The sequence below is a fragment of the Mycobacterium tilburgii genome, from assembly GCF_902168065.1.
GTDB classification, from domain to species: domain Bacteria; phylum Actinomycetota; class Actinomycetes; order Mycobacteriales; family Mycobacteriaceae; genus Mycobacterium; species Mycobacterium tilburgii.
Map to the genome: position 1 here is coordinate 76,720 of NZ_LR655691.1, position 21,887 is coordinate 98,606.

The 21,887-nt window shown below is 67.2% G+C and carries 13 protein-coding genes, 15 pseudogenes and 1 riboswitch; of the genes and pseudogenes, 16 read left to right on the forward strand and 12 right to left on the reverse strand.

Annotated features, from left to right (window positions below; translation table 11 throughout):
* Positions 1 to 356: 356 nt before the first annotated feature.
* Positions 357 to 722: pseudogene (locus FQ389_RS02120) on the reverse strand (pyridoxamine 5'-phosphate oxidase family protein); the annotation flags it as partial.
* A gap of 55 nt (positions 723 to 777) precedes the next feature.
* The gene (locus FQ389_RS02115) at positions 778 to 1,227 is read right to left on the reverse strand and encodes a hypothetical protein (protein ID WP_144205960.1); all 450 of its coding nucleotides are present in this window, start codon (positions 1,225 to 1,227) and stop codon (positions 778 to 780) included.
* Between the two features lie 28 nt (positions 1,228 to 1,255).
* Here FQ389_RS02115 and FQ389_RS02110 point away from each other — a divergent pair, with 28 nt between their 5' ends.
* Together FQ389_RS02110 and FQ389_RS02105 are read left to right on the forward strand one after the other, a co-directional pair.
* Positions 1,256 to 1,705 carry a hypothetical protein gene (locus tag FQ389_RS02110; protein ID WP_144205960.1) on the forward strand — a complete coding sequence of 150 codons (450 nt, stop codon included), beginning with the start codon at positions 1,256 to 1,258 and terminating at the stop codon, positions 1,703 to 1,705.
* Positions 1,706 to 1,760: 55 nt separating this feature from the next.
* Positions 1,761 to 2,126, forward strand: a pseudogene (locus tag FQ389_RS02105) (pyridoxamine 5'-phosphate oxidase family protein); the annotation flags it as partial.
* A 1,031-nt stretch (positions 2,127 to 3,157) separates the two neighbouring features.
* Here the strand turns inward: FQ389_RS02105 and groL are convergent.
* Both groL and FQ389_RS02090 read right to left on the reverse strand, forming a co-directional pair.
* Positions 3,158 to 4,783, reverse strand: a complete 1,626-nt coding sequence (gene groL / locus FQ389_RS02095; protein ID WP_144205959.1) for a chaperonin GroEL — start codon at positions 4,781 to 4,783, stop codon at positions 3,158 to 3,160.
* A 187-nt stretch (positions 4,784 to 4,970) separates the two neighbouring features.
* A pseudogene (locus FQ389_RS02090) lies at positions 4,971 to 5,536 on the reverse strand (TetR/AcrR family transcriptional regulator).
* A 73-nt stretch (positions 5,537 to 5,609) separates the two neighbouring features.
* Between FQ389_RS02090 and FQ389_RS02085 the strand changes: the two are divergent.
* Positions 5,610 to 6,475 (forward strand): annotated as a pseudogene (locus FQ389_RS02085) (SDR family NAD(P)-dependent oxidoreductase).
* Between the two features lie 41 nt (positions 6,476 to 6,516).
* Here the strand turns inward: FQ389_RS02085 and FQ389_RS02080 are convergent.
* Positions 6,517 to 7,017, reverse strand: a pseudogene (locus FQ389_RS02080) (M24 family metallopeptidase); the annotation flags it as partial.
* Between FQ389_RS02080 and FQ389_RS02075 the strand changes: the two are divergent.
* The 5 genes and pseudogenes from FQ389_RS02075 to FQ389_RS21910 form a co-directional block, all read left to right on the forward strand.
* Positions 6,999 to 7,988, forward strand: a pseudogene (locus FQ389_RS02075) (molybdopterin molybdotransferase MoeA); the annotation flags it as partial. The pseudogenes FQ389_RS02080 and FQ389_RS02075 overlap by 19 nt on opposite strands.
* Positions 7,989 to 7,993: 5 nt before the next feature.
* Positions 7,994 to 8,725 carry a phosphatidylserine decarboxylase gene (locus FQ389_RS02070; protein WP_407662724.1) on the forward strand — a complete coding sequence of 244 codons (732 nt, stop codon included), beginning with the start codon at positions 7,994 to 7,996 and terminating at the stop codon, positions 8,723 to 8,725.
* A complete protein-coding gene (gene pssA / locus FQ389_RS02065) occupies positions 8,722 to 9,615 on the forward strand; it encodes a CDP-diacylglycerol--serine O-phosphatidyltransferase (protein ID WP_144205956.1) in 894 nt (297 codons plus the stop codon). The genes FQ389_RS02070 and pssA overlap by 4 nt, the downstream gene beginning before the upstream one ends.
* A pseudogene (locus FQ389_RS21905) lies at positions 9,612 to 10,160 on the forward strand (AAA family ATPase); the annotation flags it as partial. The gene pssA and the pseudogene FQ389_RS21905, both read left to right, overlap by 4 nt.
* Positions 10,161 to 10,250: 90 nt before the next feature.
* A pseudogene (locus FQ389_RS21910) lies at positions 10,251 to 10,879 on the forward strand (AAA family ATPase); the annotation flags it as partial.
* Here FQ389_RS21910 and FQ389_RS18755 read toward each other — a convergent pair.
* The 6 genes and pseudogenes from FQ389_RS18755 to FQ389_RS02030 form a co-directional block, all read right to left on the reverse strand.
* Positions 10,879 to 11,641, reverse strand: a pseudogene (locus FQ389_RS18755) (TIGR03617 family F420-dependent LLM class oxidoreductase); the annotation flags it as partial. The pseudogenes FQ389_RS21910 and FQ389_RS18755 overlap by 1 nt on opposite strands.
* A 44-nt stretch (positions 11,642 to 11,685) precedes the next feature.
* A pseudogene (locus FQ389_RS02050) lies at positions 11,686 to 12,325 on the reverse strand (LON peptidase substrate-binding domain-containing protein).
* A pseudogene (locus tag FQ389_RS02045) lies at positions 12,303 to 12,607 on the reverse strand (hypothetical protein); the annotation flags it as partial. The pseudogenes FQ389_RS02045 and FQ389_RS02050, both read right to left, overlap by 23 nt.
* Positions 12,608 to 13,239, reverse strand: a pseudogene (gene sodC, locus FQ389_RS02040) (superoxide dismutase[Cu-Zn]).
* Between the two features lie 32 nt (positions 13,240 to 13,271).
* Complete coding sequence (locus FQ389_RS02035; protein WP_144205954.1) at positions 13,272 to 13,751, reverse strand: LytR C-terminal domain-containing protein; 480 nt, start codon at positions 13,749 to 13,751, stop codon at positions 13,272 to 13,274.
* 19 nt (positions 13,752 to 13,770) lie between these two features.
* The gene (locus FQ389_RS02030; RefSeq protein ID WP_144205953.1) at positions 13,771 to 14,079 is read right to left on the reverse strand and encodes a DUF3263 domain-containing protein; all 309 of its coding nucleotides are present in this window, start codon (positions 14,077 to 14,079) and stop codon (positions 13,771 to 13,773) included.
* A 227-nt stretch (positions 14,080 to 14,306) separates the two neighbouring features.
* Here FQ389_RS02030 and FQ389_RS02025 point away from each other — a divergent pair, with 227 nt between their 5' ends.
* From FQ389_RS02025 to FQ389_RS02000, 5 genes and pseudogenes are all read left to right on the forward strand, one after another.
* Positions 14,307 to 14,897 carry a peptide deformylase gene (locus FQ389_RS02025; protein WP_144205952.1) on the forward strand — a complete coding sequence of 197 codons (591 nt, stop codon included), beginning with the start codon at positions 14,307 to 14,309 and terminating at the stop codon, positions 14,895 to 14,897.
* A pseudogene (locus FQ389_RS02020) lies at positions 14,897 to 15,687 on the forward strand (GNAT family N-acetyltransferase, cg3035/Rv0428c family). The gene FQ389_RS02025 and the pseudogene FQ389_RS02020 overlap by 1 nt, the downstream one beginning before the upstream one ends.
* 2 nt (positions 15,688 to 15,689) lie before the next feature.
* Positions 15,690 to 16,546 (forward strand): annotated as a pseudogene (locus tag FQ389_RS02015) (exodeoxyribonuclease III).
* Between the two features lie 162 nt (positions 16,547 to 16,708).
* Positions 16,709 to 17,146 carry a hypothetical protein gene (locus tag FQ389_RS02010; RefSeq protein ID WP_144205962.1) on the forward strand — a complete coding sequence of 146 codons (438 nt, stop codon included), beginning with the start codon at positions 16,709 to 16,711 and terminating at the stop codon, positions 17,144 to 17,146.
* 355 nt (positions 17,147 to 17,501) lie between these two features.
* On the forward strand, positions 17,502 to 17,777 hold the full coding sequence (locus FQ389_RS02000; RefSeq protein ID WP_144205951.1) for a hypothetical protein: 276 nt from the start codon (positions 17,502 to 17,504) through the stop codon (positions 17,775 to 17,777).
* Positions 17,778 to 17,807: 30 nt separating this feature from the next.
* On the opposite strand, the pseudogene FQ389_RS01995 reads toward FQ389_RS02000, so the two are convergent.
* A pseudogene (locus tag FQ389_RS01995) lies at positions 17,808 to 18,522 on the reverse strand (ANTAR domain-containing protein); the annotation flags it as partial.
* A 148-nt stretch (positions 18,523 to 18,670) separates the two neighbouring features.
* Positions 18,671 to 18,781, forward strand: a riboswitch (TPP riboswitch).
* Here FQ389_RS01995 and thiC point away from each other — a divergent pair.
* From thiC to FQ389_RS01980, 3 genes are all read left to right on the forward strand, one after another.
* Positions 18,773 to 20,425: a phosphomethylpyrimidine synthase ThiC gene (thiC, locus tag FQ389_RS01990; protein WP_407662723.1), complete on the forward strand. Its 1,653-nt coding sequence runs from the start codon at positions 18,773 to 18,775 to the stop codon at positions 20,423 to 20,425. (Overlaps the previous riboswitch by 9 nt.)
* Positions 20,422 to 21,270, forward strand: a complete 849-nt coding sequence (thiD, locus tag FQ389_RS01985; protein ID WP_144205950.1) for a bifunctional hydroxymethylpyrimidine kinase/phosphomethylpyrimidine kinase — start codon at positions 20,422 to 20,424, stop codon at positions 21,268 to 21,270. The genes thiC and thiD overlap by 4 nt, the downstream gene beginning before the upstream one ends.
* Positions 21,267 to 21,887: an alpha/beta hydrolase family protein gene (locus tag FQ389_RS01980; protein WP_144205949.1), complete on the forward strand. Its 621-nt coding sequence runs from the start codon at positions 21,267 to 21,269 to the stop codon at positions 21,885 to 21,887. Before thiD ends, FQ389_RS01980 begins: the two co-directional genes overlap by 4 nt.

The following is a 21,887-nucleotide window of genomic DNA, read 5'->3' on the forward strand; positions in this document are numbered from 1 at the left end:
CGAGTCACCGCAGGAGACCAGGGTGCGGCTGCTGTTGGTCGGTGCCGGAATGCCAAAACCCGAGACCCAGATCGAATTTCGGGAGCCGCGCATTCGAGTGGACATGGAGTGGGCGTGAGTGGCAGGTTGTGGTCGAATATGACGGCATCCAGCATTGGGAAAACCGATATCAGCGGTCATGGAACATCGAGCGAATCGCGCTGTTGGAGGCTGCCAGCTGGGCCGTGGTGCGGGTCAGCGCCGAAATGTTGTCCCGGCCGGACATCGTCGTCCAGCGGGTGAGGGAGAAGCTTCGCGAGCGTGGGGCATATGGACGAAATTGACGGCCGCCGCCGTAGGTAGGGCTCACACTCGGCCGGAAGGCTGAACACTACGCAGGTATGCAGGCAGCCCTGGGCCACCGATGGCGAGTCGATGTTGCGATGCAACAGGGCGCGGGTCGGCGCCACGCGCAGCCCGACCGTCTCGCCGTCCGATTCAGCGACCTCCGCCTGACCGTCCACGATCAATGAATAGCCACCCGGTTCGGGCGGCGGCCACAGCAGGGTGACTTCGTTACGGCGAGCCAGGTTTTCGCGGGTATGGCCGCCGATCTGCCCAACGTCCAGCGACGCCCCGTCCAGCCGCGGTTCGACCGCCACGGTGTGTACGCGATATTCGTCGTCGGCAGTGATCAAGTACCCGGACGAGAAGTCCGGCAGGGCGGCTGCCAGGCGCTCCAGGTCGACCCTATTTCTTCGTGCGCATGCTGTCGAGGATAGGCCTGCCCGGGCAGTGTCAGGTCGGCAAGCCCGCCTCGCCGTCGACCGGTGCGGCGCTGAACGGGACGTTGGCCAACGCTGGGTTCAGCAGGCCCTGCTGCGTGGCGTCCGGGTTGAAGCCTGTACCCGTGGTGGCCGAGTTCAGCAGGCCGGACTGCAGATTCGTCGTACTCACCCCGCCGGTGACGTACTGGCCGGAGCCCAACATGGCCGCGTCCGGGCCGGCGTGACTCACCCCGCCGGCCTGCCCCGCTTCGGCGTAGCCGGTACCGGTGCTGTCCCAGGGCAGCAGTCCGCCCGTCTGGCTGTCCGCCAGCCACGACCCGACATGGCCGCCGGTGTGGTCCAGGCCGGCCCCCGCGCTCAGGTGCTGCACCAGGTTGCCGATCCCAGCGTGCGGCGCGAAATTCAGGGTGCCGTTGTCGAAATTCACCCCGAGGTTCTGCATCACTTGCTGCCAGGGCACCAGCTGTTCGGCGGCCGCCGAACAGCTGGTGCCCTGGCAGCAAGTGATGCAGAACCTCGGGGTGAATTTCGACAACGGCACCCTGAATTTCGCGCCGCACGCTGGGATCGGCAACCTGGTGCAGCACCTGAGCGCGGGGGCCGGCCTGGACCACACCGGCGGCCATGTCGGGTCGTGGCTGGCGGACAGCCAGACGGGCGGACTGCTGCCCTGGGACAGCACCGGTACCGGCTACGCCGAAGCGGGGCAGGCCGGCGGGGTGAGTCACGCCGGCCCGGACGCGGCCATGTTGGGCTCCGGCCAGTACGTCACCGGCGGGGTGAGTACGACGAATCTGCAGTCCGGCCTGCTGAACTCGGCCACCACGGGTACAGGCTTCAACCCGGACGCCACGCAGCAGGGCCTGCTGAACCCAGCGTTGGCCAACGTCCCGTTCAGCGCCGCACCGGTCGACGGCGAGGCGGGCTTGCCGACCTGACACTGCCCGGGCAGGCCTATCCTCGACAGCATGCGCACGAAGAAATAGGGTCGACCTGGAGCGCCTGGCAGCCGCCCTGCCGGACTTCTCGTCCGGGTACTTGATCACTGCCGACGACGAATATCGCGTACACACCGTGGCGGTCGAACCGCGGCTGGACGGGGCGTCGCTGGACGTTGGGCAGATCGGCGGCCATACCCGCGAAAACCTGGCTCGCCGTAACGAAGTCACCCTGCTGTGGCCGCCGCCCGAACCGGGTGGCTATTCATTGATCGTGGACGGTCAGGCGGAGGTCGCTGAATCGGACGGCGAGACGGTCGGGCTGCGCGTGGCGCCGACCCGCGCCCTGTTGCATCGCAACATCGACTCGCCATCGGTGGCCCAGGGCTGCCTGCATACCTGCGTAGTGTTCAGCCTTCCGGCCGAGTGTGAGCCCTACCTACGGCGGCGGCCGTCAATTTCGTCCATATGCCCCACGCTCGCGAAGCTTCTCCCTCACCCGCTGGACGACGATGTCCGGCCGGGACAACATTTCGGCGCTGACCCGCACCACGGCCCAGCTGGCAGCCTCCAACAGCGCGATTCGCTCGATGTTCCATGACCGCTGATATCGGTTTTCCCAATGCTGGATGCCGTCATATTCGACCACAACCTGCCACTCACGCCCACTCCATGTCCACTCGAATGCGCGGCTCCCGAAATTCGATCTGGGTCTCGGGTTTTGGCATTCCGGCACCGACCAACAGCAGCCGCACCCTGGTCTCCTGCGGTGACTCGGCACCACCGTCGGCAAGCTGCAGAACAGCGCGCAGCTGCCGGACACCACGGGCGCCGGGGGTGCCGATCGGCGACGAGGCTGACGTCGGCGGGCTTGGTACCTGTCGCGTTGAGCAAGGCGTCGAGGATCGGGACCGAACTGGCGACAGGTCGGGTGCGACCGATGCCGAAACCCGTTCGGGCTGCTGTCGTCACGGGCATTCCCGCGACCATGTGCACCTCGCCGTCGGCCAACGCGTAGCTGTGGACCACGATGCCGGCCTGGCCATGCCGGTTGCCGCGCACGATCTCTGCGGGCGCGGTGCCGTCGCGCCATTTCCTGCCGTGCACCGCCGCGACGGACAGGACCGCCAGGGTGCCCCTGTCGACAGCCACGCCGCGCGCCTTTACCGCCGCCGTCAGCCGCGCTTCCTTGAGAATGTACACGTCGCGGAACACCGGCCGGTATCGGGTGCGCAGTTGGCTCCGGGTAACCGCGCCCCGCCTGAGCGCCGCGCTGCCAAGGAATGGCTCCATGCCGTGCCGGCATTTTCACCGCCATACGTCTGCCAGGTATGCGCCGAGTGTGGGCCCTGGGAACGAATCTCGCGGTGGGGACGTACCTATCGCTCAGCACTGTGGAGACACGAAAAACCCGGCCTGCAATGCGCAGACCGGGCTTTTTCGTAACGGGACTTAGAAGTCCATGCCGCCCATGCCACCGGTCGGGTCGCCCGCCGGAGCGACTGCCTTCTCCGGCTTGTCGGCGACGACGGCCTCGGTGGTCAGGAACAGACCCGCGATGGACGCCGCGTTCTGCAGCGCCGAGCGGGTCACCTTGACCGGGTCGGCAACGCCGGCCTTGAGCAGGTCCTCGTACTCACCGGTGGCGGCGTTCAGGCCGGCGCCGGCGGGCGAGTTAGTGACCTTCTCGGCGACAACGCCAGGCTCCAGCCCGGAGTTGAAGGCGATCTGCTTCAGCGGAGCCGACAGCGCCACGCGGACGATGTTAGCACCGGTGGCTTCGTCGCCCTTAAGGCCGAGGTAGTCCAGGGCCGGAGCGGCCTGCAGCAGGGCCACACCACCACCGGCGACGATACCCTCCTCGACAGCGGCCTTGGCGTTGCGGACCGCGTCCTCGATGCGGTGCTTGCGCTCCTTGAGCTCCACCTCGGTGGCAGCCCCGGCCTTGATCACCGCAACACCGCCGGCCAGCTTGGCCAGGCGCTCCTGCAGCTTCTCGCGGTCGTAGTCGGAGTCGCTGTTCTCGATCTCGGCGCGGATCTGCGCCACCCGGCCGGCGATGGCCTCGGTGTCACCGGCGCCCTCGACGATGGTGGTCTCGTCCTTGGTGATGACGACCTTGCGGGCCTTGCCGAGCAGCGAAATGTCGGCGTTCTCCAGGGTCAGGCCGACCTCTTCGCTGATGACCTGACCACCGGTGAGGATGGCCATGTCCTGCAGCATCGCCTTGCGGCGGTCACCAAAGCCGGGAGCCTTGACGGCGACTGACTTGAAGGTGCCGCGGATCTTGTTGACGACCAGAGTGGACAGCGCCTCGCCCTCGACGTCCTCGGCTATAATCAGCAGCGGCTTGCCGGCCTGGATGACCTTCTCCAGCAGCGGCAGCAGGTCCTTGACGGTCGACACCTTGGAGCTGACCAGTAGAATGAACGGCTCCTCCAGGACGGCTTCCTGACGCTCGGCGTCGGTGACGAAGTAGCCCGAGATATAGCCCTTGTCGAACCGCATACCCTCGGTGAGCTCGAGCTGCAGGCCGAAGGTGTTGGACTCTTCGACGGTGATGACGCCCTCGTTGCCGACCTTGTCCATCGCCTCGGCGATCAGGTCGCCGATCGACTGGTCGCCCGCGGAAATCGCGGCGGTGGCAGCGATCTGGTCCTTGGTCTCGACATCCTTCGCCGACTTCAGCAGGGTCTCGGTGACCTTCTCGACCGCCTTCTCGATGCCGCGCTTGAGGCCCAGCGGGTTGGCGCCGGCCGCCACGTTGCGCAAACCCTCCTTGACGAGCGCCTGGGCGAGCACGGTGGCCGTGGTGGTGCCGTCACCGGCGATGTCGTCGGTTTTCTTGGCGACTTCCTTGACCAGCTCGGCGCCGATCTTCTCGTAGGGGTCCTCCAGCTCGATCTCCTTGGCGATGGACACACCATCGTTGGTGATCGTGGGAGCGCCCCACTTCTTCTCCAGGACGACGTTACGGCCCTTGGGACCCAACGTCACCTTTACCGCGTCGGCGAGGCTGTTCAGGCCCCGCTCGAGGCCGCGACGGGCCTCTTCGTCGTACGCAATTGTCTTGGCCATTGCGAAGTGATTCCTCCGGATTGGGGATGACGGGTCACCAGGGCGACCCCATTACTTACGCTGGCCGGGCGCAGTGCCCGCGACGGACGACCGGACTGGTCTCACTGTCCCGACCTAGCACTCGCCCATCGCGAGTGCCAACGTCATTCTTAGCACTCGCCTATGCCGAGTGCAAGAAGCTCACCCGCTATCGCCCAGCGTGTAACCCATCCACGACAACGTCGGTCACCCGGTCGGCCAGCGCCGAGTCATAGGCCCGCATCGCCTGGCAGCCGACCAGGATCGCCGTCAGATCCCGCATGTCGACGTCGCGCCGCGCGGTGCCGGCCTCCTGGGCGGCACGAAGCAGCTCGCCCAGCATGGCCTTGAACGCTTCGTCGGCCTCGGGTGCGGCGCAGGCGATGTCGATTCCGTACCCGGCCAGCGCGTCGACCAGGCCGCGGTTCGCGGCGCCCCACTGCAAGACCATCGAACGCAGGAAGGCGAACAGGGCCTCCCCCAGGCCCTCCGACTGCAGCAGGGCATACCCGTCATCGACGAGGAGGCGCATGCGGTCCTCGATCACGGCCCGAAACAGCGCCTCCTTTCTCGGGAAGTGCCGGTAGACGGTACCGGCACCGACGCCGGCACGCCGGCGATCTCGTCGATGGGCACCGACAAGCCCTCCGCCGCGAAGGTGTCGTAGGCGACGTCGAGCAGGCGTGCCCGATTACGCGCCGCGTCAGCACGCAGCCGACGTTCGGGCTGCGCCATCCATTCACCCCTTCGTGGTTGACAAAACGGAGCGCTCGCTTTGTTTACTTTACTAGATTTAAGGAGCCCGGTCATGACCAAATGGACCATCGCGAACATCCCCGACCAGTCTGGCCGGGTCGCCGTCATCACTGGAGCCAACACGGGTCTGGGTTTCGAGACCGCCCTGGCGCTGGCCGAGCACGGCGCCCACGTGGTGCTCGCGGTCCGCGAGCTCAACAAGGGAAAGGACGCCGCGGAGCGCATCACCACCCGCAGTCCCCACGCCGATGTCGCCCTGCAGGAGCTCGACCTGACGTCGCTCGCATCGGTTCGGGAGGCCGCCAAGGCGCTGCGCACCGCGCATGACCGCATCGACCTGCTGATCAACAACGCGGGGTGATGTGGACGCCGAAGGCGACCACCAAGGACGGCATCAAGTTGCAGTTCGGCACCAAACCACCAGGGCCACTTCGCCCTCACCGGGCTGCTGCTGGACCGGATCCTGCCGGTCTCCGGCTCGCGCGGGTGGTGACGGTCAGCAGCATCGGCCACCGCATCCAGGCCGACATTCATTTCGACGACCTGCAATGGGAGCGCAGCTACAGCCGTGTCGGCGCCTACGGACAGGCCAAGCTGGCCAACCTGATGTTCACCTACGAGTTGCAACGACGGCTGGCACCGCACGGCACGACGATCGCGGTGGCAGCCCACCCCGGTGGTTCGCGCGGCGAATTGACCCGCCCTGTCCGAACCGCTGATGCTGATCGCAATGGGGATCGAGCCGTTGTTCCAGGAGAAGGCCATAGGGGCGTTGCCGACGCTACGCGCCGCGACCGACCCCGGCGTGCTGGGTGAGCAGTACTACGGCCCGGCGGCTTCGCCGAGCAGCGCGGTTACCCGAAGGTCGTTGCCTCCAGCGAGAAGTCGCACGACGTCGACGCGCAGCGCCGGTTGTAGGCGGTCTCCGAGGAGCTCACCGGGGTGACGTATCCGTTCGACTAGCGAGCCAGATCGAGTAGCTGCTCGTAAAAGCCACCGAACCCGCGCGGTCGGTCGACCAGGTGGCTCTCCAGGATCCAGTGGCACGGCCGTCCTGCGGCGTCTTCGTGCCGCAGCAGCCGGTTCGAGCCGGGCGCGGTGTACCACTTGACGCCGTCGCCAACGATCTTGCAGTGCGAGAATTCGCCGACCAGATGGCCGGCGATGGGGCTGCCCCACTCGAAGCCCTCGGCGCGGGCCGCGCCAACCATGCGGTCATACAACTCGGCACCGGTGACGCCCGAGTGTTCGCCGAAGTAGTCGCGCCCGGCCTGCCACACTCGCGGAAGCGCTTCGCGCACAGCGTGTTTAGCGGGATCGTTGCCCAACACGAAGGTGCGCCCGAAGTCGGCTTCCCATTCCTCGAAGACCGGTCCGAGATCGAGGAACGCGATGTTGTCGGCGGCGATCACCCAGTCCGGCGGATGCTCCTTGAACGACTGCAGGGTGTTCTCGCCGGCTGACGATGCAACCGGCGACGGCCCACCGCATCATGACCGGCGCGCCGGTGCCGGGCCGGCGCGACGGGGATCGTGCCGGTGGAGAACACCGACGGCGGCTTGCATTCGGTGGAGATCCAGCAGAGCTCGGTCGCCCGGCAAGCACATCCGGCGGGCCGGCGAGGACGTCGTCGCGTGCACCACGGTGCTGCGTGCGGGCCAGGTCGTGACGCCGGCGGTGCTGGGTCTGGCCGTGGCGCTGGGATTGGCGGAGCTGCCGGTGATCCCGCGGCAGCGGGTGTTGGTGATGTCGATGGGCAGCGAGCTGGTGACGCCGGGCACCCCGCTGCAACCCGGTCAGATCTACGAGACCAACTCGGTGATGCTGGCCAGGGCCGTGCTGGGAGGCCGGTGCGGAGGTGATCGCTGTCGCGACCGCCGAGGACGATGTCGCGCAGTTCAGCGCGCTCCTGGAACAGCACACCGAAAACGGGTTCGACCCGATCATCACCAGCGGTGGTGTCAGTGCCGGGGCCTACGAGGTGGTCAAGGACGCGTTCGGTCCCGACGGCGTGCGAGGCGGGGAAAGCGTCGAATTCGTCAAGGTGGCAATACAGCCGGGGATGCCTCAGGGGGTCGGCCGGGTCGCCGGCACGACGATCGTCACCCTGCCCGGTAACCCGGTCAGCGCGCTGGTGTCCTTCGAAGTGTTCATCCGGCCGGCGCTACGCATGGCGATGGGGCTGCCGGCTCCGTATCGCCCACACCGGCCCGCGGTGCTGGCCGAATCGCTCACCTCACCGCGCGGCAAACGCCAGTTCCGCCGCGCGATCCTCGACCCCGAGACGGGCAGTGTGGTCAGTTACGGCCCGCCCGCGTCGCATCACCTGCGGTGGCTGGCCTCCGCGAACGACCCCCTCGATCGTATTACCAACATCCTTCCCGGCCGGGATCCGGACCAACCAGTACGCTGCCCAAACTCCGTAAGATGACGCGGGTGGCACGACGCCCCCGTCCTTCCGCTTCAGAAGGCCAGTCCTTGCAAGGTCTGACTGTCAGCCCTCGACATATGCTTGAGTTGCTGCGCGAGACCGTTCCGCCAGTGCACCCCGCAGGGCTGCCGTTCATTTTGGCTGGTCTGGCTCTGGCCATCCTTGGCCGCAACCACCGCTGGCCGCGGCGCACGGGCCTGCTGGCCGCGGGCGCGTGCGCCGCGTTTTTCCGGCACCCGCCGCGGGTGCCGCCTGCCCGGCCCGGTGCCGTCGTCGCACCGGCGGACGGCCTGGTCTGTCTGGCCGACTCCGCGGCACCGCCGGCGGAGCTGAAAATGGGCGACACGCCGCTGCCGCGGATCAGCATCTTCCTGTCGATCTTCGACGCCCACGTGCTGCGCGCCCCGGTCAGCGGCCAGGTGATCGCGGTGCAGCACCGGCCGGGCCGCTTCGGGTCGGCCGACCTGCCCTCGGCCAGCGACGAGAACGAGCGCACCAGCGTACGAATCCGAACCGAGAGCGGCGCCGAGGTGGTCGCCGTCCAGATCGCCGGGCTGGTGGCCCGTCGTATCGTGTGCAACGCGCGCGCCGGGGACAAGCTGTCGATCGGCGACACCTACGGCCTCATCCGGTTCGGCTCCCGGCTCGACATCTACCTACCCCCAGGCGCGGAGCCGATCGTCAGAGTCGGCCAGCGCGCGGTGGCCGGCGAGACCGTGTTGGCGGAGCTGCCATGACCAACAGGATCCGGGGCCGAGCGGTCAACCTGCAGATCCTGCCCAGCGCGATGACGGTGCTGTCGATCTGCGCGGGGTTTACGTCGATCAAGTTCTCGCTCGAGCACCAGCCCAAAGCGGCGATGGCGTTGATCGCCGCGGCGGCGATCCTGGACGGGTTGGACGGCCGGGTGGCCCGCATCCTGGAGGCCCAATCACGGCTGGGCGAGGAGATCGACTCGCTGGCCGACGCGGTGAACTTCGGGGTGAGCCCGGCGGTAGTGCTCTACGTGACGCTGTTGTCGACCTCGCCGGTGGGATGGATCGCAGTGCTGCTCTACGCGGTGTGCGTGGTGCTGCGGCTGGCGCGGTTCAACGCGCTGCAGGACGACGGGACCCAGCCGGCGTATGCGCGTGAGTTTTTCGTCGGGATGCCCGCCCCGGCTGGCGCCGTGTCGATGATCGGCCTGATCGGGCTCAAGCTGCAGTTCGGTGACGGCTGGTGGTCGGCGCCGCTGTTCCTGTGCATCTGGATCGCGGGAACCTCCATTCTGATGATCAGCAAGATCCCGATGCGCAAGATGCATGCGGCCGCGGTTCCGCCCAATTGGGCGGCCCCGCTGCTGGCACTCCTGGCGATCTGCGCGGCGGCGGCGGTGCTGGTCCACTACGTCCTGATCTGGGTGATCATCATCGCCTACCTGTGTCACGTCCCGTTTGCGGTGCGCAACAAGCGGTGGCTGGCCGAGCACCCGGAGGTGTGGGACGAAAAGCCCGAGCAGCGGCGCGCGGTACGGCGGACGAATCGGCAGGCGCAGCCGAACCGGCGGCCGATCGTCCGCTTCGGCAGATCCGGCGGCCGGTCGGTGGCGCGGCTGGGACTTCGTAAGCCGGGTGGGCGATTACCATGACTGCCGCGGGGCCCGGGCAGCTGACGCTGACCGCCCGTCTGAACACCTCAGCCGTTGACTCGCGCCGCGGCGTCGTCAGGCTGGATCCGAATGCCCTTGCTGCGCTGAGCATTCGGGAATGGGATGCGGTATCCTTGACGGGATCGCGAACCACCGCCGCCGTGGCGGGTCTGGCCGATCGGGACATCCCGGTCAGCACGGTGCTGCTCGACGACGTGACGCTGTCCAACGCGGGGCTGCGCGGGGGCACCGCGTTGATCGTCGGCGCCGTCACGGTGTACGGCGCGCGCTCGGTGACATTGAGCGGCTCTTCGTTTGCCACCCGGTCGATCAGCCCGGCGACGCTGCGGCAGGCGCTGCTCGGCAAGGTCATGACGGTGGGCGACGCGGTGTCGCTGCTGCCCCGCGACCTCGGGCCGGGCACCTCGACGTCGGCCGCCAGCCGGGCGCTGGCGGTCGGGATCAGTTGGACCTCGGAGTTGCTCACCGTCACCGCGGTTGATCCCGAGGGCCCGGTGAGCGTGCAGCCGAATTCCCTGGTCACCTAGGGCGACGGTGTGGTGCCCAACGCCGGTGTCGCGACGGGCCGGGCTGAACGGGCCGATATCGCCAACCCGGCAATCCATGTCGACGACCTTTAGGGTTCCCAGGTGCACGCCGGCAAGCTGAGCGAGTGGCTCAAGTTGGCCCTCGACAAACCGCACCTGCTGAAATCCTTGGCGCCACAACGAATTTGGGGTGCTGGTTTCTGGTCCGGCCGGGGGTGGGCAAGGCGACGATGGTGCGCGCGGTGTGCGCCGGACGCCGGCTGGTCGAACTCGACGGCCCGGAGGCGGGTGCACTCGCGGCCGAAGACCGGCTCAAGACGGTAGCCGCCGCGGCGACCACGGTCCGCAACGATGGCGGCGTGCTGCTGATCACCGACGTCGACGCGCTGCTGCCGGAGACCGCCGAGCCGGTGGCCGCTCTGATCCTCGCCGAGCTGCGCAACGCGGTAGCCACCGACGGGGTGGCACTGATCGCCACCTCCGCGCGTCCCGACCACCTCGATCCGCGGTTGCGCTCCCCCGAGCTGTGCGACCGGGAACTCAGCTTGACGCTTCCCGACGGTGGCACCCGCAAGGCGCTGCTCGAAACACTGCTACGATCCGCCCCCACCGAGGAGCTGAATCTTGATGATATCTGCAGTAGCACAACAGTTTTCGTAGCCACTGATCTTGCTGCCCTGGTGCGCGAGGCGGCGCTGCGGGCGGCGTCACGGGCCCAGCCCTCGATCTCGAGCACCGGCAGGTATGCCGGCGTCGACCCGTAGAACGCGATCAACGACGCGACGCCGTTGACGGCCGCGGTCAGGTCCGCCTCGGTGCTGCCGACCGCGACCATGGCCTGCGCGATCACCCTGAAGATCGTTGGCCTTTCGATCCTCACGGCGCAGTCCCGCGTAGAGGGCTGGCAGGGTGCGTTCGGCGAAATGCCGGGCACTGTTGAACGGCATGACGAGCAGGCCGTCGGCGACTTCGGCCGCAGTGCGCGTCATGATCGGGCCCAGCGCCCCCATCAGCACCGGCGGCGGCCCAAAGGGGTTGGGCCCCGGATTGAAATTGGGCGCCATCAGCGTATGGGTGAAGAACTCGCCACGAAAGTTCAAGGGAGACTGGCCCTCCCAGGCCGCAAAAATCGCCTTGAGCGCGGCAATCGTCTCGGCCATGCATGCGGCCGGCTGGTCCCAGGTTCTGCCGTAGCGCTTTTCGATGTGGACTTTGATCTGCGAGCCCAGACCGAGCCGGAAGCGGCCACCTCTGAAGACCTGTAAATCGTAGGCGGCGTGTGCCAGGTGCAGCGGACTGCGCGGCGCGGCGATCGCGACGTTGGTCATCAGATCGAGGCTGGTCTCCCGGGCGGCCACCAGCAGCGGGAAGAAGACATCGTGTTGACCTTCGAAGGTGAACAGGCCATCGGCGCCGGTCTCGGCGGCGCTCGCCGACACACCCGTCGGCGATCCGTTGACCTGCAGATGTGCCTTCACTCAACCGTCCAGTCGCTCAACCAATTCCCCATAAAATCACACCGCTAATCCGACAGCTGGAACTCCACCATTTCCGCGAGCGTGTCGACCGCCTCGCGCAGCGCGACGAACCGGTCCGCCGCGGTTGGCGGCGACAACACGGCATACCGGTCGGCCGCGCCGATCGGTATGCGACCGGCCAACGCGAACAGCCGCTGTCCCGCATCGGAGTGGCCCGAACCCAGCAACACCTCGCGGTCCGGCAGTGCGGTGTCGCGGGACTCGGCGATCCGCTCGAACAACGCCATCATCCGGTCCTCGACGTCGACCAGCTGGGCCGGGATCACCGGATCGCCGGCCTCATCAGGCCAGCGGCGCACCGACGCCCGCGGGTAGGGATCGTAGGGCAGCCACCCGCACACCCGAATCCGCTCGCCGGTTCGGGTGTGCGGCTCGTAGCGGTCCGCGCCCGCGTCGATGCACTCGTCGATGTGGCACAGCACGCCGACGTCGCACCGCTCGTCACCACCACCGACCTCACGGCCGCGGAGATCATCACGACACCGAAGGGTTCGTCGGTCCGCAGGCAGTGCCGCACCAGCGCGACGTAGCGGAGCTCTAGGATACGCAGCGACAGATCCTGGTTCGGCAGAAACGCCGCCTCAGCGGAAACATCGCCAGCTCAATCGTTTCCGGATCCGCCATAACGCCAACCTAGATGTCCAGCTCGGATGTCCAGCTCGTCCACCAACGCATCGACGACCGCGCGCAGATCGCCGTCGTGCTCCTCGGCCATCCGCCGCTGTCGCTTATATGAGGCGCCGTTGCGCCAAATGCCTTCCACCGCGGCCAGTTCCTCACTGCAGTGCAGCGCCTTGGCGACCGGCTCCAGCCGCGTCAGCACGTCGGCGAGATCCTCGGTGACCATGCGCTCGTTGCTTCGGCATCCAGGATGATCACCGCGTCCAGACCGTAGCGCGCCGCACGCTACTTGCTTCTCCTGGTCTGGTTGTAGCGTTCCGGTGGGATGTTGCCGAAGTTGTCGGCGCCGGCGTGGATGATGATCGCGGTCTTTTCACCACTCAACAGTCTTCCGTCGTGACCGCGTCGGTGGTGGTCACCCGCGTCCCGATGCCGTCCTTACGCACCCTGCAGCTAGGTGAGGTCGCCACTTTCGGGTTGGGTGGAGTGGCCGGGCGCTTGGTAATGGCCGCCGACCGAGAGGAAGTCGCCGGGCGAGCCGCCGGTGGGGCAACCGAATTGGGTTCGCGCTTGCCGATTTTGTGGATGCGCACGCTGTGGAAGCCCGGCGTGATCCCGCCGACCCCGGTCGTCGCGATCGTGATGGTGGCGTAGTCGTTGCTGAAGTCGAACGCCGCGGTCGCCACCTGGGTGCCGTCCGGCGCGGGCAGGTGTGTGGTGATGCTTGGCTTTCCCTCGCTTGCACCCTCGGCAGCCGCGGATCCCGACGGCGCAGGCGATCCCGTCCACACGGACGGCGTGGTGCCCGGCACCGAGGAGGCGTGTAGGGGCGACAAGCACGCACTCAGCGCGGCGACGACATTGGCTGCGGACAAGGTGGCGAGAACAACCTTGCGGTGACCGGCGGGCTTAGGCATAGCAGAAGCCTAACCCGGCGCACGACTCCGAGTCAGCCCGTAACCACCACGATGACGCCCGGTGGCTCACCGGACAGGGCGGGGATGCGCGGTTCGACGGCGGCCCCAAGGTTTTTACCCACCGCGTCGGCGGTGGCGTGCTCACCCTCGGCGTCGGTGAAGTACACCGTCATCACCGTCACGTCGGGCAGCGACATGTTGCCCACGTCGACGACCTTGAAGCCGGCGGCCTTGAGTTGGTCCGCGGCGCGGCCGGCGACACCGTCCTTGCCGGAGATGTTGTAGACGTGCACGTCGGCCTGGTTGGCGGGCTTCGGGCTCGTCGAGGTCGCCGGCGTGGCGCTGGCGGAGCTGGTCACGCTCGAGCCCGCCGAGGCCGAGTCGTCGTCGGACTTCCCGAACGAGCTCAGCGCCTGCCACCCGAGCAGTAAGAAGATGACGCCGAGGAACAACAGCACCATCACCATGGCCCGCAGTGGGAGCCCCGTCGAGTCGGGCACGCGCTCTTTCATCGAGCCCTACTGTAGCTACTCAGGTCACCTCGAAGCCGAGGCGCCGGGCGGCGCGCGCCTTCTGCCGGCTGGCGCGCAGCCGCCGTAGCCGTTTCACCAGCATCGGGTCGGCCGCCAGCGCCTCGGGCCGATCCACCAACGCGTTGAGCACTTGGTAGTACCGCGTCGCCGACATCGAGAACAGCTCTTTGATCGCGTCTTCCTTGACACCGGCGAACTTCCACCACTGCCGTTCAAAGGCCAAGATGTCGTGTTCGCGTCGGGTCAGCCCATCGGCGGTCTCAGCATCGTCCCCCGATCGATTTGCCCGCGCCATGGCGCTGTCCATATCGCTTCCCCTGGACCCTTCCGCCGAATTCCGTGTTGCTCGCATGACTTGACTTACCTAGAGGCATGTTTCGGCGAGTATTGAATCACGCCGCGAACCCTCAAGTCGTCATCCAGACCCGCGAGTCGGCCGATTGGCTTCATAGCTTGCATCGGAGGGGCGCCCCGGTGCGCATACAGCCCGCTGCCTTGCGGCGCGCATCGTCGGCGGGCTTAAGCTAGCCGACCATGGCAGTCGTACCCATTCGGATCGTGGGCGATCCCGTCTTGCACACCGCGACGACACCCGTCCACGTCGATGCTGACGGGTCGCTGCCAGCCGACATCGTTGGACTGATCGCCGACATGTACGAGACGATGGACGCCGCCCACGGCATCGGTCTGGCCGCCAATCAAATCGGATTCGGGTTACGACTGTTCGTCTACGACTGCCCCGACGATCGTGGCACAAACGAGCGCCGCGGCGTGGTCATCAATCCGATCCTGGAAACCTCCGAGATCCCGGAGACCATGCCTGACCCCGGTGACGACGACGAGGGTTGTCTGTCCGTTCCGGGCGAGTCGTTCCCCACCGGGCGCGCCACCTGGGCCCGGGTCACCGGCCTCGACGCCTACGGTAAACCGATCACCATCGAGGGCACCGGATTGTTCGCCCGGATGTTGCAGCACGAGACCGGCCACCTGGATGGCTTCCTCTACCTAAACCGTCTCATCGGCCGGCATGCGCGCGCCGCCAAGCGGGCGGTCAAGTCCCACGGCTGGGGCGTGCCCGGCCTGTCCTGGAAACCCGGCGACGGACCGGATCCGTTCGGTCACTGATGGTCTCGTGGCCGGACCTCGGAACCCGGGTTACGGTGCGCTACCGGCGTCCCGCCGGATCGGTCTCGCCGCTGACGGACGCGGTCGGCCACCTGCTGGCGGTCGGTGCGGGTGCGGACGAAGACCGGCACCGTGGTCGAGTTCGCGGCCGACGACGCGGTGGCGCTGCGGGTGCTGACCGATACGCCGATCCGCACCTCAGCGATCCGCGCGCTCGAGCACGCCGCCGCGACAGCCCGCGCCGGCGGTGAACGCGCCTGGATCGACGGCTAGTTGCTGCGGGCCACAGACCAAGCCAGTCCCGACCGGCAATTCGGCGTTGCCCCTTGATATTTCGGCCCGGCTCAGCGCGGTGCCCGCGATCGTGGATTGGTACGAGCAACGGGGCGTGATTCCGTGGCTGGCCATCCCCGACCGGTTGCTGGCGGTGCCACCGCGAGCGGTGGCCGTATCGGCCGAGCCGGGTGCTGGTGCGGGACCTGCACCACCGACCTCGAGCTACGCCTCGCCGGACGACGGGGATCGCGCGACAGTGACCGACGCGCCGGACGGCACCCGGTGGGTAGGGATTTCCGTGCCGGGCGGTACCGACGGTGCCGACGAGGAGTCGGCGGCGCGGCGGTACGAGGCGGTACTGGCCGCCGGGGTGCAGCTCGGCGCCACGCGCGGCTATCTCGTCGTCACCGAGAACGACGCCGTCGCAGCCGGCTTGGCGCATCGTCTGGCTTTCCGCCTGCACCATGACCGCCGCTACTTCGACGCCCGACAGGGCGGCTGGGATACGGTCTAGCCATGCCCGACGGCACGGTTGATGGCGGCGACTCACGGCGTCCGGATTCACGGCGGGTGCGACTGGCGACCTGGAACGTGAACTCCATTCGCAGTAGTGTCGACCGCGTCATCGACTGGCTCGGTCGCGCCGATGTCGACGTGATCGCCATGCAGGAGACGAAGTGCTCCGACGGTCAATTCCCGGCCCTGCCGTTCCTGGAGGCGGGCTACGAGGTCGCCCACGTCGGCCTCCCAATAGGAACGGCGTGGCCATCGCATCTCGGGTCGGCCTGGACAACGTGGAGATCGGATTCGACGGCCAGCCCACCTGGAGCAGCAAGCCGGACGTAGAGGCCATGGCCGAGGCCCGGGCATTGGCGGCCACCCGCGGCGGGGTCCGGGTGTGGAGCCTGTACGTGCCCAACGGTCGCACACTGGCCGATCCGCATTACACATACAAGCTGAATTGGCTTACCGCCCTGCGGTATACTGCGGCCGAATGGTTACGCGACGATCCGTCCACGCAGATCACGTTGGTCGGCGACTGGAACATCGCCCCTACTGATGAAGACGTGTGGAGCACCGAATTCTTTGTCGGCGCCACGCACGTTTCCGAACCCGAACGAAATGCCTTCAACGCCATCGTCGACGCGCAATTCACCGATGTAGTCCGGCCTTTCACCCCCAGCCCGGGTGTCTACACGTATTGGGATTACACCCAACTGCGATTCCAGAAAAAGCAAGGCATGCGCATCGACTTCATCCTCGCCTCACCAGCGCTGGCCGGGCCGGGTAGTGGACACGCAGATCGTGCGAGAAGAGCGCAAGGGAAAGGCGCCCAGCGATCACGCGCCGGTGTTTGTCAATCTGACACCTGAGTAAAGCGACAGCCGCGCATTGTCTGCGCGTTCCGAACGTGGCAGCATTTCGCGTGTTATAAGCGTGAACAATTTGTTGTCACAGCCTTTACTTACCATTCGGCGGGTATACATGTTGCTACGCGTTTGCAACGAATGCGACCGAAGAACCAGGGAGTCATCATGGGTGTCGTCGGCGGTGCAGTCCGCAGCGTGGGAAGAACAGTCAATCGCGCGGCAGAAGCCACCACCGCCGCCGCGGGCGCCGTCGGGGGCGCGGCAGTCAACGGAATTGTCGGTGGCGTCACCGGAGCCGCGGAAGGCATCAAACGCGGCATCAACTCGGGCAGTCATTCCACGCCGGCGGCCGCGCTGGCCATCGGCGCGCTCGGGCTGACCGGGCTGGTCGAATGGCCGGTGCTGTTGGCCGTCGGCGGCGGTGCACTGGTGTTGCGCCGGTTGAACCGGAGGGACGAAGCCACGCCGAAGGCCAGTCTCACCCGAGTGCCCAGCGAGCCGGTCCCGCAAAAGGTCACCCCGCGCATATCCGCCGCCAAGTCGCCGGCAAAGAAGGCGACCGGACGTCGGGCGGGCGCCACCAACTTACGCAGCACCAACTGATTGGGAACGGGCCGGAACGGACCCAGAACGGGTTATGCCGTCGCGTGCTGCGGCCGGCCGGACCGCTTTGATCCGTGTACCGAGGGATCGGGGCACAACTGCCCGTGCGGCCGCGAGGCGCCCGGCCCGAGAACCGGGGGAGGCCTGCGGTGCCTGCGATCCGGCTCGACGATCTCCACGATCTGCCCGCCACAGCAACGCATAGAGTTCGAACAACGGCACACTCAGCACCGAAACGAGTGATGCGACGATCGGATCGGCCAGGATTTCGGTTGTCGACTTGGTCGCCATAGCTCCGACAGTGACCAAACTCACCCGGAGGGTTGGCAAACCCTTCGTTACTGAAAGGCAAATGATGGCGGAAAAGAAAACTCGCTGCGCGACGTCGCAACGCGACGCGGTGCAGAAAATCCGCGAAGGCGAAACGTTCGTCGTGAAGCTGCCGTTGGTCGGTCAGACCGAGATCCCGCGCCCCGAACAGCTGGCCTACTACGGCGGTCTGGCCGCGCTGGCCGCGTTCGAACTGATCGACTGGCCGGTCGCGCTGGTCATCGCGGCGGGGCACCTGCTGGCCAGCAATCACCACAACAAGCTGCTCGAGAAGCTCGGCGAGGCGATGGAAGAAGCCTAGCTGGTCTTGGGGGCCGGGCTCGGGGCCCGTTTCGGCGCGGATCCGCTCATGGACCGTGAGCAGCAGTTGGTCGAACCGGCCCTGGATAGGCGCCGACAACGGTGGCATAGCGCTGACCTAGTCGACCAGTTGTTTGGCCAGAGTGCGTAGTTTGACGTTGGTCTCCTGCGAGCGCCACTGCAACACCCGGAATGCCTGATCGGGGCCGACCCGGTAGACGGCCATCAACACACCCTTAGCCTGCTCGATGACCGCGCGGTTCTCGAACAGATCGGGCAGCGCATCGTCGAGGACTTCCGGCTGGTTCTCGTCGAATGTGCTCGTCAGGTCGATGTAGTAGCCCGCAGTCCCCAGCACCGCGCCCGCATCGTCGAGCATACGATCGGCCACGACAATCGCCTCGTGCACGCCGCCCGTGGTGTCGACGAAGCGGTGACGGCTGGAAAACGACTCCCCGGAATGCAGAACGACTCCCCAGAATGCAGGGCGTGGTGCGGCAGATCGCGAACGTGCTCCCGGTCCTCGGGGTGCTTGTGTAGACAACATCGGTTGTGTCGTCTGGCGTCACCGTGCCCGGCTCGCAGCCGTGCATTCGCGCAACCTCGTAGGACCACTCCCAGCGTTCACCGTCGAACCAGAACCGGAAACTGCCGACATTGAGGTACGGGAGCGCGGCCTCCGCGCCCTCGGCGCCCGTTTGTTTGGGCTGCTGCACGGGCTCATCATTCCACCCCCACGAATTCATCGGACGGCGACGCACCCGTCGGGAAAGCGTCTCCGCCCCGCGGCGCCCGGCAGGTTTTCGTAATCTAGATCGCTCTGGTGGTCCCCGTGCGGCGCAATCCGTGCGCGGTCAGGGTAACGTCGGTGCGGGCAATCCAGCCACACCAAAAGTAAACAGGCGCGGGAGCGCACGCTGAGTGTGCTGAGAGGACGGCTTGGGGCCGTCGACCGTACGAACCTGACCGGGTAATGCCGGCGTAGGGAGATGAAAGATGACCGACACCTTGTCACCCACCACTGCACCGTCCGTGACCACCGGACCGATCGCGGGCAGCAGTAAGGCCTACCGCACGGTCGAGGGACCCGGCGGCGTCACCCTGCGTGTTCCGCTGCGCAGAGTGCACCTCGCCACAGGCGAGGATTTCGACCTGTACGACACCTCGGGTCCGTACACCGATCCAGACGCCACCATCGACCTGTCGGCCGGGCTGCCGCCGCGTGCCAGGTTGGTCCGCGACCGCGGCACGCAGCTGCAACGCGCCCGCGCCGGTGAAATCACCGCTGAGATGGCGTTCATCGCCGCTAGGGAAGGGAGGCCCGCCGAGTTGGTGCGCGACGAGGTCGCCCGTGGGCGCGCGGTCATCCCGGCCAACCACAACCACCCCGAGATCGAGCCGATGATCATCGGCAAGGCGTTCGCGACCAAGGTCAACGCGAACATCGGGAACTCGGCGGTGACGTCGTCGATCGCCGAAGAGGTCGACAAGATGGTGTGGGCCACCCGGTGGGGCGCCGACACCATCATGGACCTGTCCACCGGCAAGAACATCCACGAGACGCGCGAGTGGATCCTGCGCAATTCGCCGGTGCCGGTCGGCACCGTGCCGATCTACCAGGCGCTGGAGAAGACCGAGGGCGACCCGACCGAACTGACCTGGGAGCTCTACCGCGACACCGTGATCAAGCAGTGCGAGCAGGGTGTGGACTACATGACCGTGCACGCCGGTGTGCTGCTGCGTTATGTGCCGCTGACCGCCAAGCGCGTCACCGGCATCGTCTCGCGCGGCGGTTCGATCATGGCCGCGTGGTGCCTGGCTCATCACCAGGAATCGTTCCTGTACACCAACTTTGACGAGCTCTGCGAGATCTTCGCCCGCTACGACGTCACCTTCTCGCTGGGCGACGGGCTGCGGCCCGGCTCGATCGCCGACGCGAATGACGCCGCGCAGTTCGCCGAACTGCGCACCCTGGGTGAGCTGACCAAGATCGCGAAATCCCATGGCGTGCAGGTGATGATCGAAGGCCCCGGACACGTTCCGATGCACAAGATCGTGGAGAACGTGCGGTTGGAAGAGGAATGGTGCGAGGAAGCGCCGTTCTACACGCTGGGCCCGCTGGCCACCGACATCGCGCCGGCCTACGACCACATCACCTCGGCGATCGGCGCGGCCATCATCGCCCAGGCCGGCACAGCGATGCTCTGCTACGTGACACCCAAGGAGCACCTGGGGCTGCCGGACCGCAAGGATGTCAAGGACGGGGTGATCGCCTACAAGATCGCCGCGCACGCGGGAGATCTGGCCAAGGGCCACCCACACGCCCAGGATCGCGACAACGCGCTGTCCCAGGCGCGCTTCGAGTTTCGCTGGAATGACCAGTTCGCGCTGTCACTGGATCCCGACACCGCGCGGGAATACCACGACGAGACGCTGCCGGCCGAACCCGCCAAGACGGCGCACTTCTGCTCGATGTGCGGGCCGAAGTTCTGCTCCATGCGCATCACCCAGGATGTTCGCGACTACGCCGCCAAGCACGGGCTCGGCAGCGAGGAAGCGATCGAGGCGGCGATGTCGGAGGGCATGGCGGAGAAGTCTCGCGAGTTCGCCGAGCACGGCAACCGGGTGTATCTACCGCTGGCGCAGTGACCTTTTCGCCTCCGGTGCTGCCCGTGCCGCCGCCGGGCAGCACGCCGGCGCGGGTGCTCTCGATCGCCGGATCGGACTCCGGGGGCGGTGCGGGCATACAAGCCGACATGCGCACGATCGCGATGCTGGGCCTGCACGCCTGCATCGCGATCACCGCGGTGACGGCGCAGAACACGCTGGGCGTCAAGGGCTTTCATGAGGTTCCCGACGACGTCGTGGCGAGCCAGATCGAGGCCGTGGTCACCGACATCGGTGTCCAGGCCGCCAAGACGGGGATGCTGGCATCGCCCCGCATCATCGACACCGTGGCCGCCACCTGGCGCCGCCTCGGGTTGACGGTGCCGCTGGTCGTCGACCCGGTCGCCGCGTCGATGCACGGCGGTGCACTGATGGCACCAGCGGCTCTCGATTCGCTGCGCGGCCAGCTCTTTCCGTTGGCCACGCTGGTGACCCCGAACCTCGACGAGGTGCGACTGCTGGTCGGTATCGACGTGGTGGATGCCAACTCGCAGCGCGCGGCCGCGAAGGCGCTTCACGCGCTGGGACCGCAGTGGGTCCTGGTGAAGGGTGGCCACCTGCGTTCGTCGGAACGCAGCTGCGACTTGCTGTACGGGCCTTCCGAAGGCGCCGACTTCCACGAGTTCGTCGCGAAGCGGATAGCCACCGGCAACGACCACGGCGGCGGTGACACGCTGGCCGCCGCGGCCGCCTGCACGCTGGCATACGGGTTCACCGTGCCTGACGGCGTCGGGTTCGCCAAGCGCTGGGTCACCGAATGCCTGCGCGCCGGCTACCCACTCGGAGCGGGTCACGGGCCCGTCTCTCCACTGTTCCGGCTCGCATGAATCTCGACACGATCGCGGGCATCGCGCACCCACCCGACGAGGTGGCGCGCGGTGTCGTCGTGCTGACTCACGGCGCCGGAGGCGATCGGGATTCTCCACTGCTACAACAGATTTGCGACGAGTGGGCCCGCCGTGGCTGGCTGGCGATCCGGTACAACCTGCCTTACCGGCGGCGCCGCCCCAAAGGCCCCCCGTCAGGTTCGGCGACCACCGACCGCGCGGGCATCGTCGAGGCGATCACCGTCTGCCTCGGCCTGGCCGACCGCCCGCTAATCGCGGGCGGGCACTCCTACGGAGGCCAGCAGACCTCCATGGTGGTGGCCGAAACGAACTCACCGCACATCGACGTCCTGACGCTGTTCTCCTATCCGGTGCACCCGCCGGGGAAGCCGGAGCGGCTGCGCACCGAACACCTGCCCGACATCCGGGTGCCGACCGTGTTCACCCACGGCACCTCGGATCCATTCGGTACACCCGTCGAGGTGCGCGATGCTGCGGCGCTGATCGCGGCGCCGACCGAAGTCATCGAAATCACCGGCGCGCGACACGATTTGCGTTCCAGCACCCTCGATGTACCCGCGCTCGCGGTTGACGCGGCGCTGCGGATGTTGGGGTAG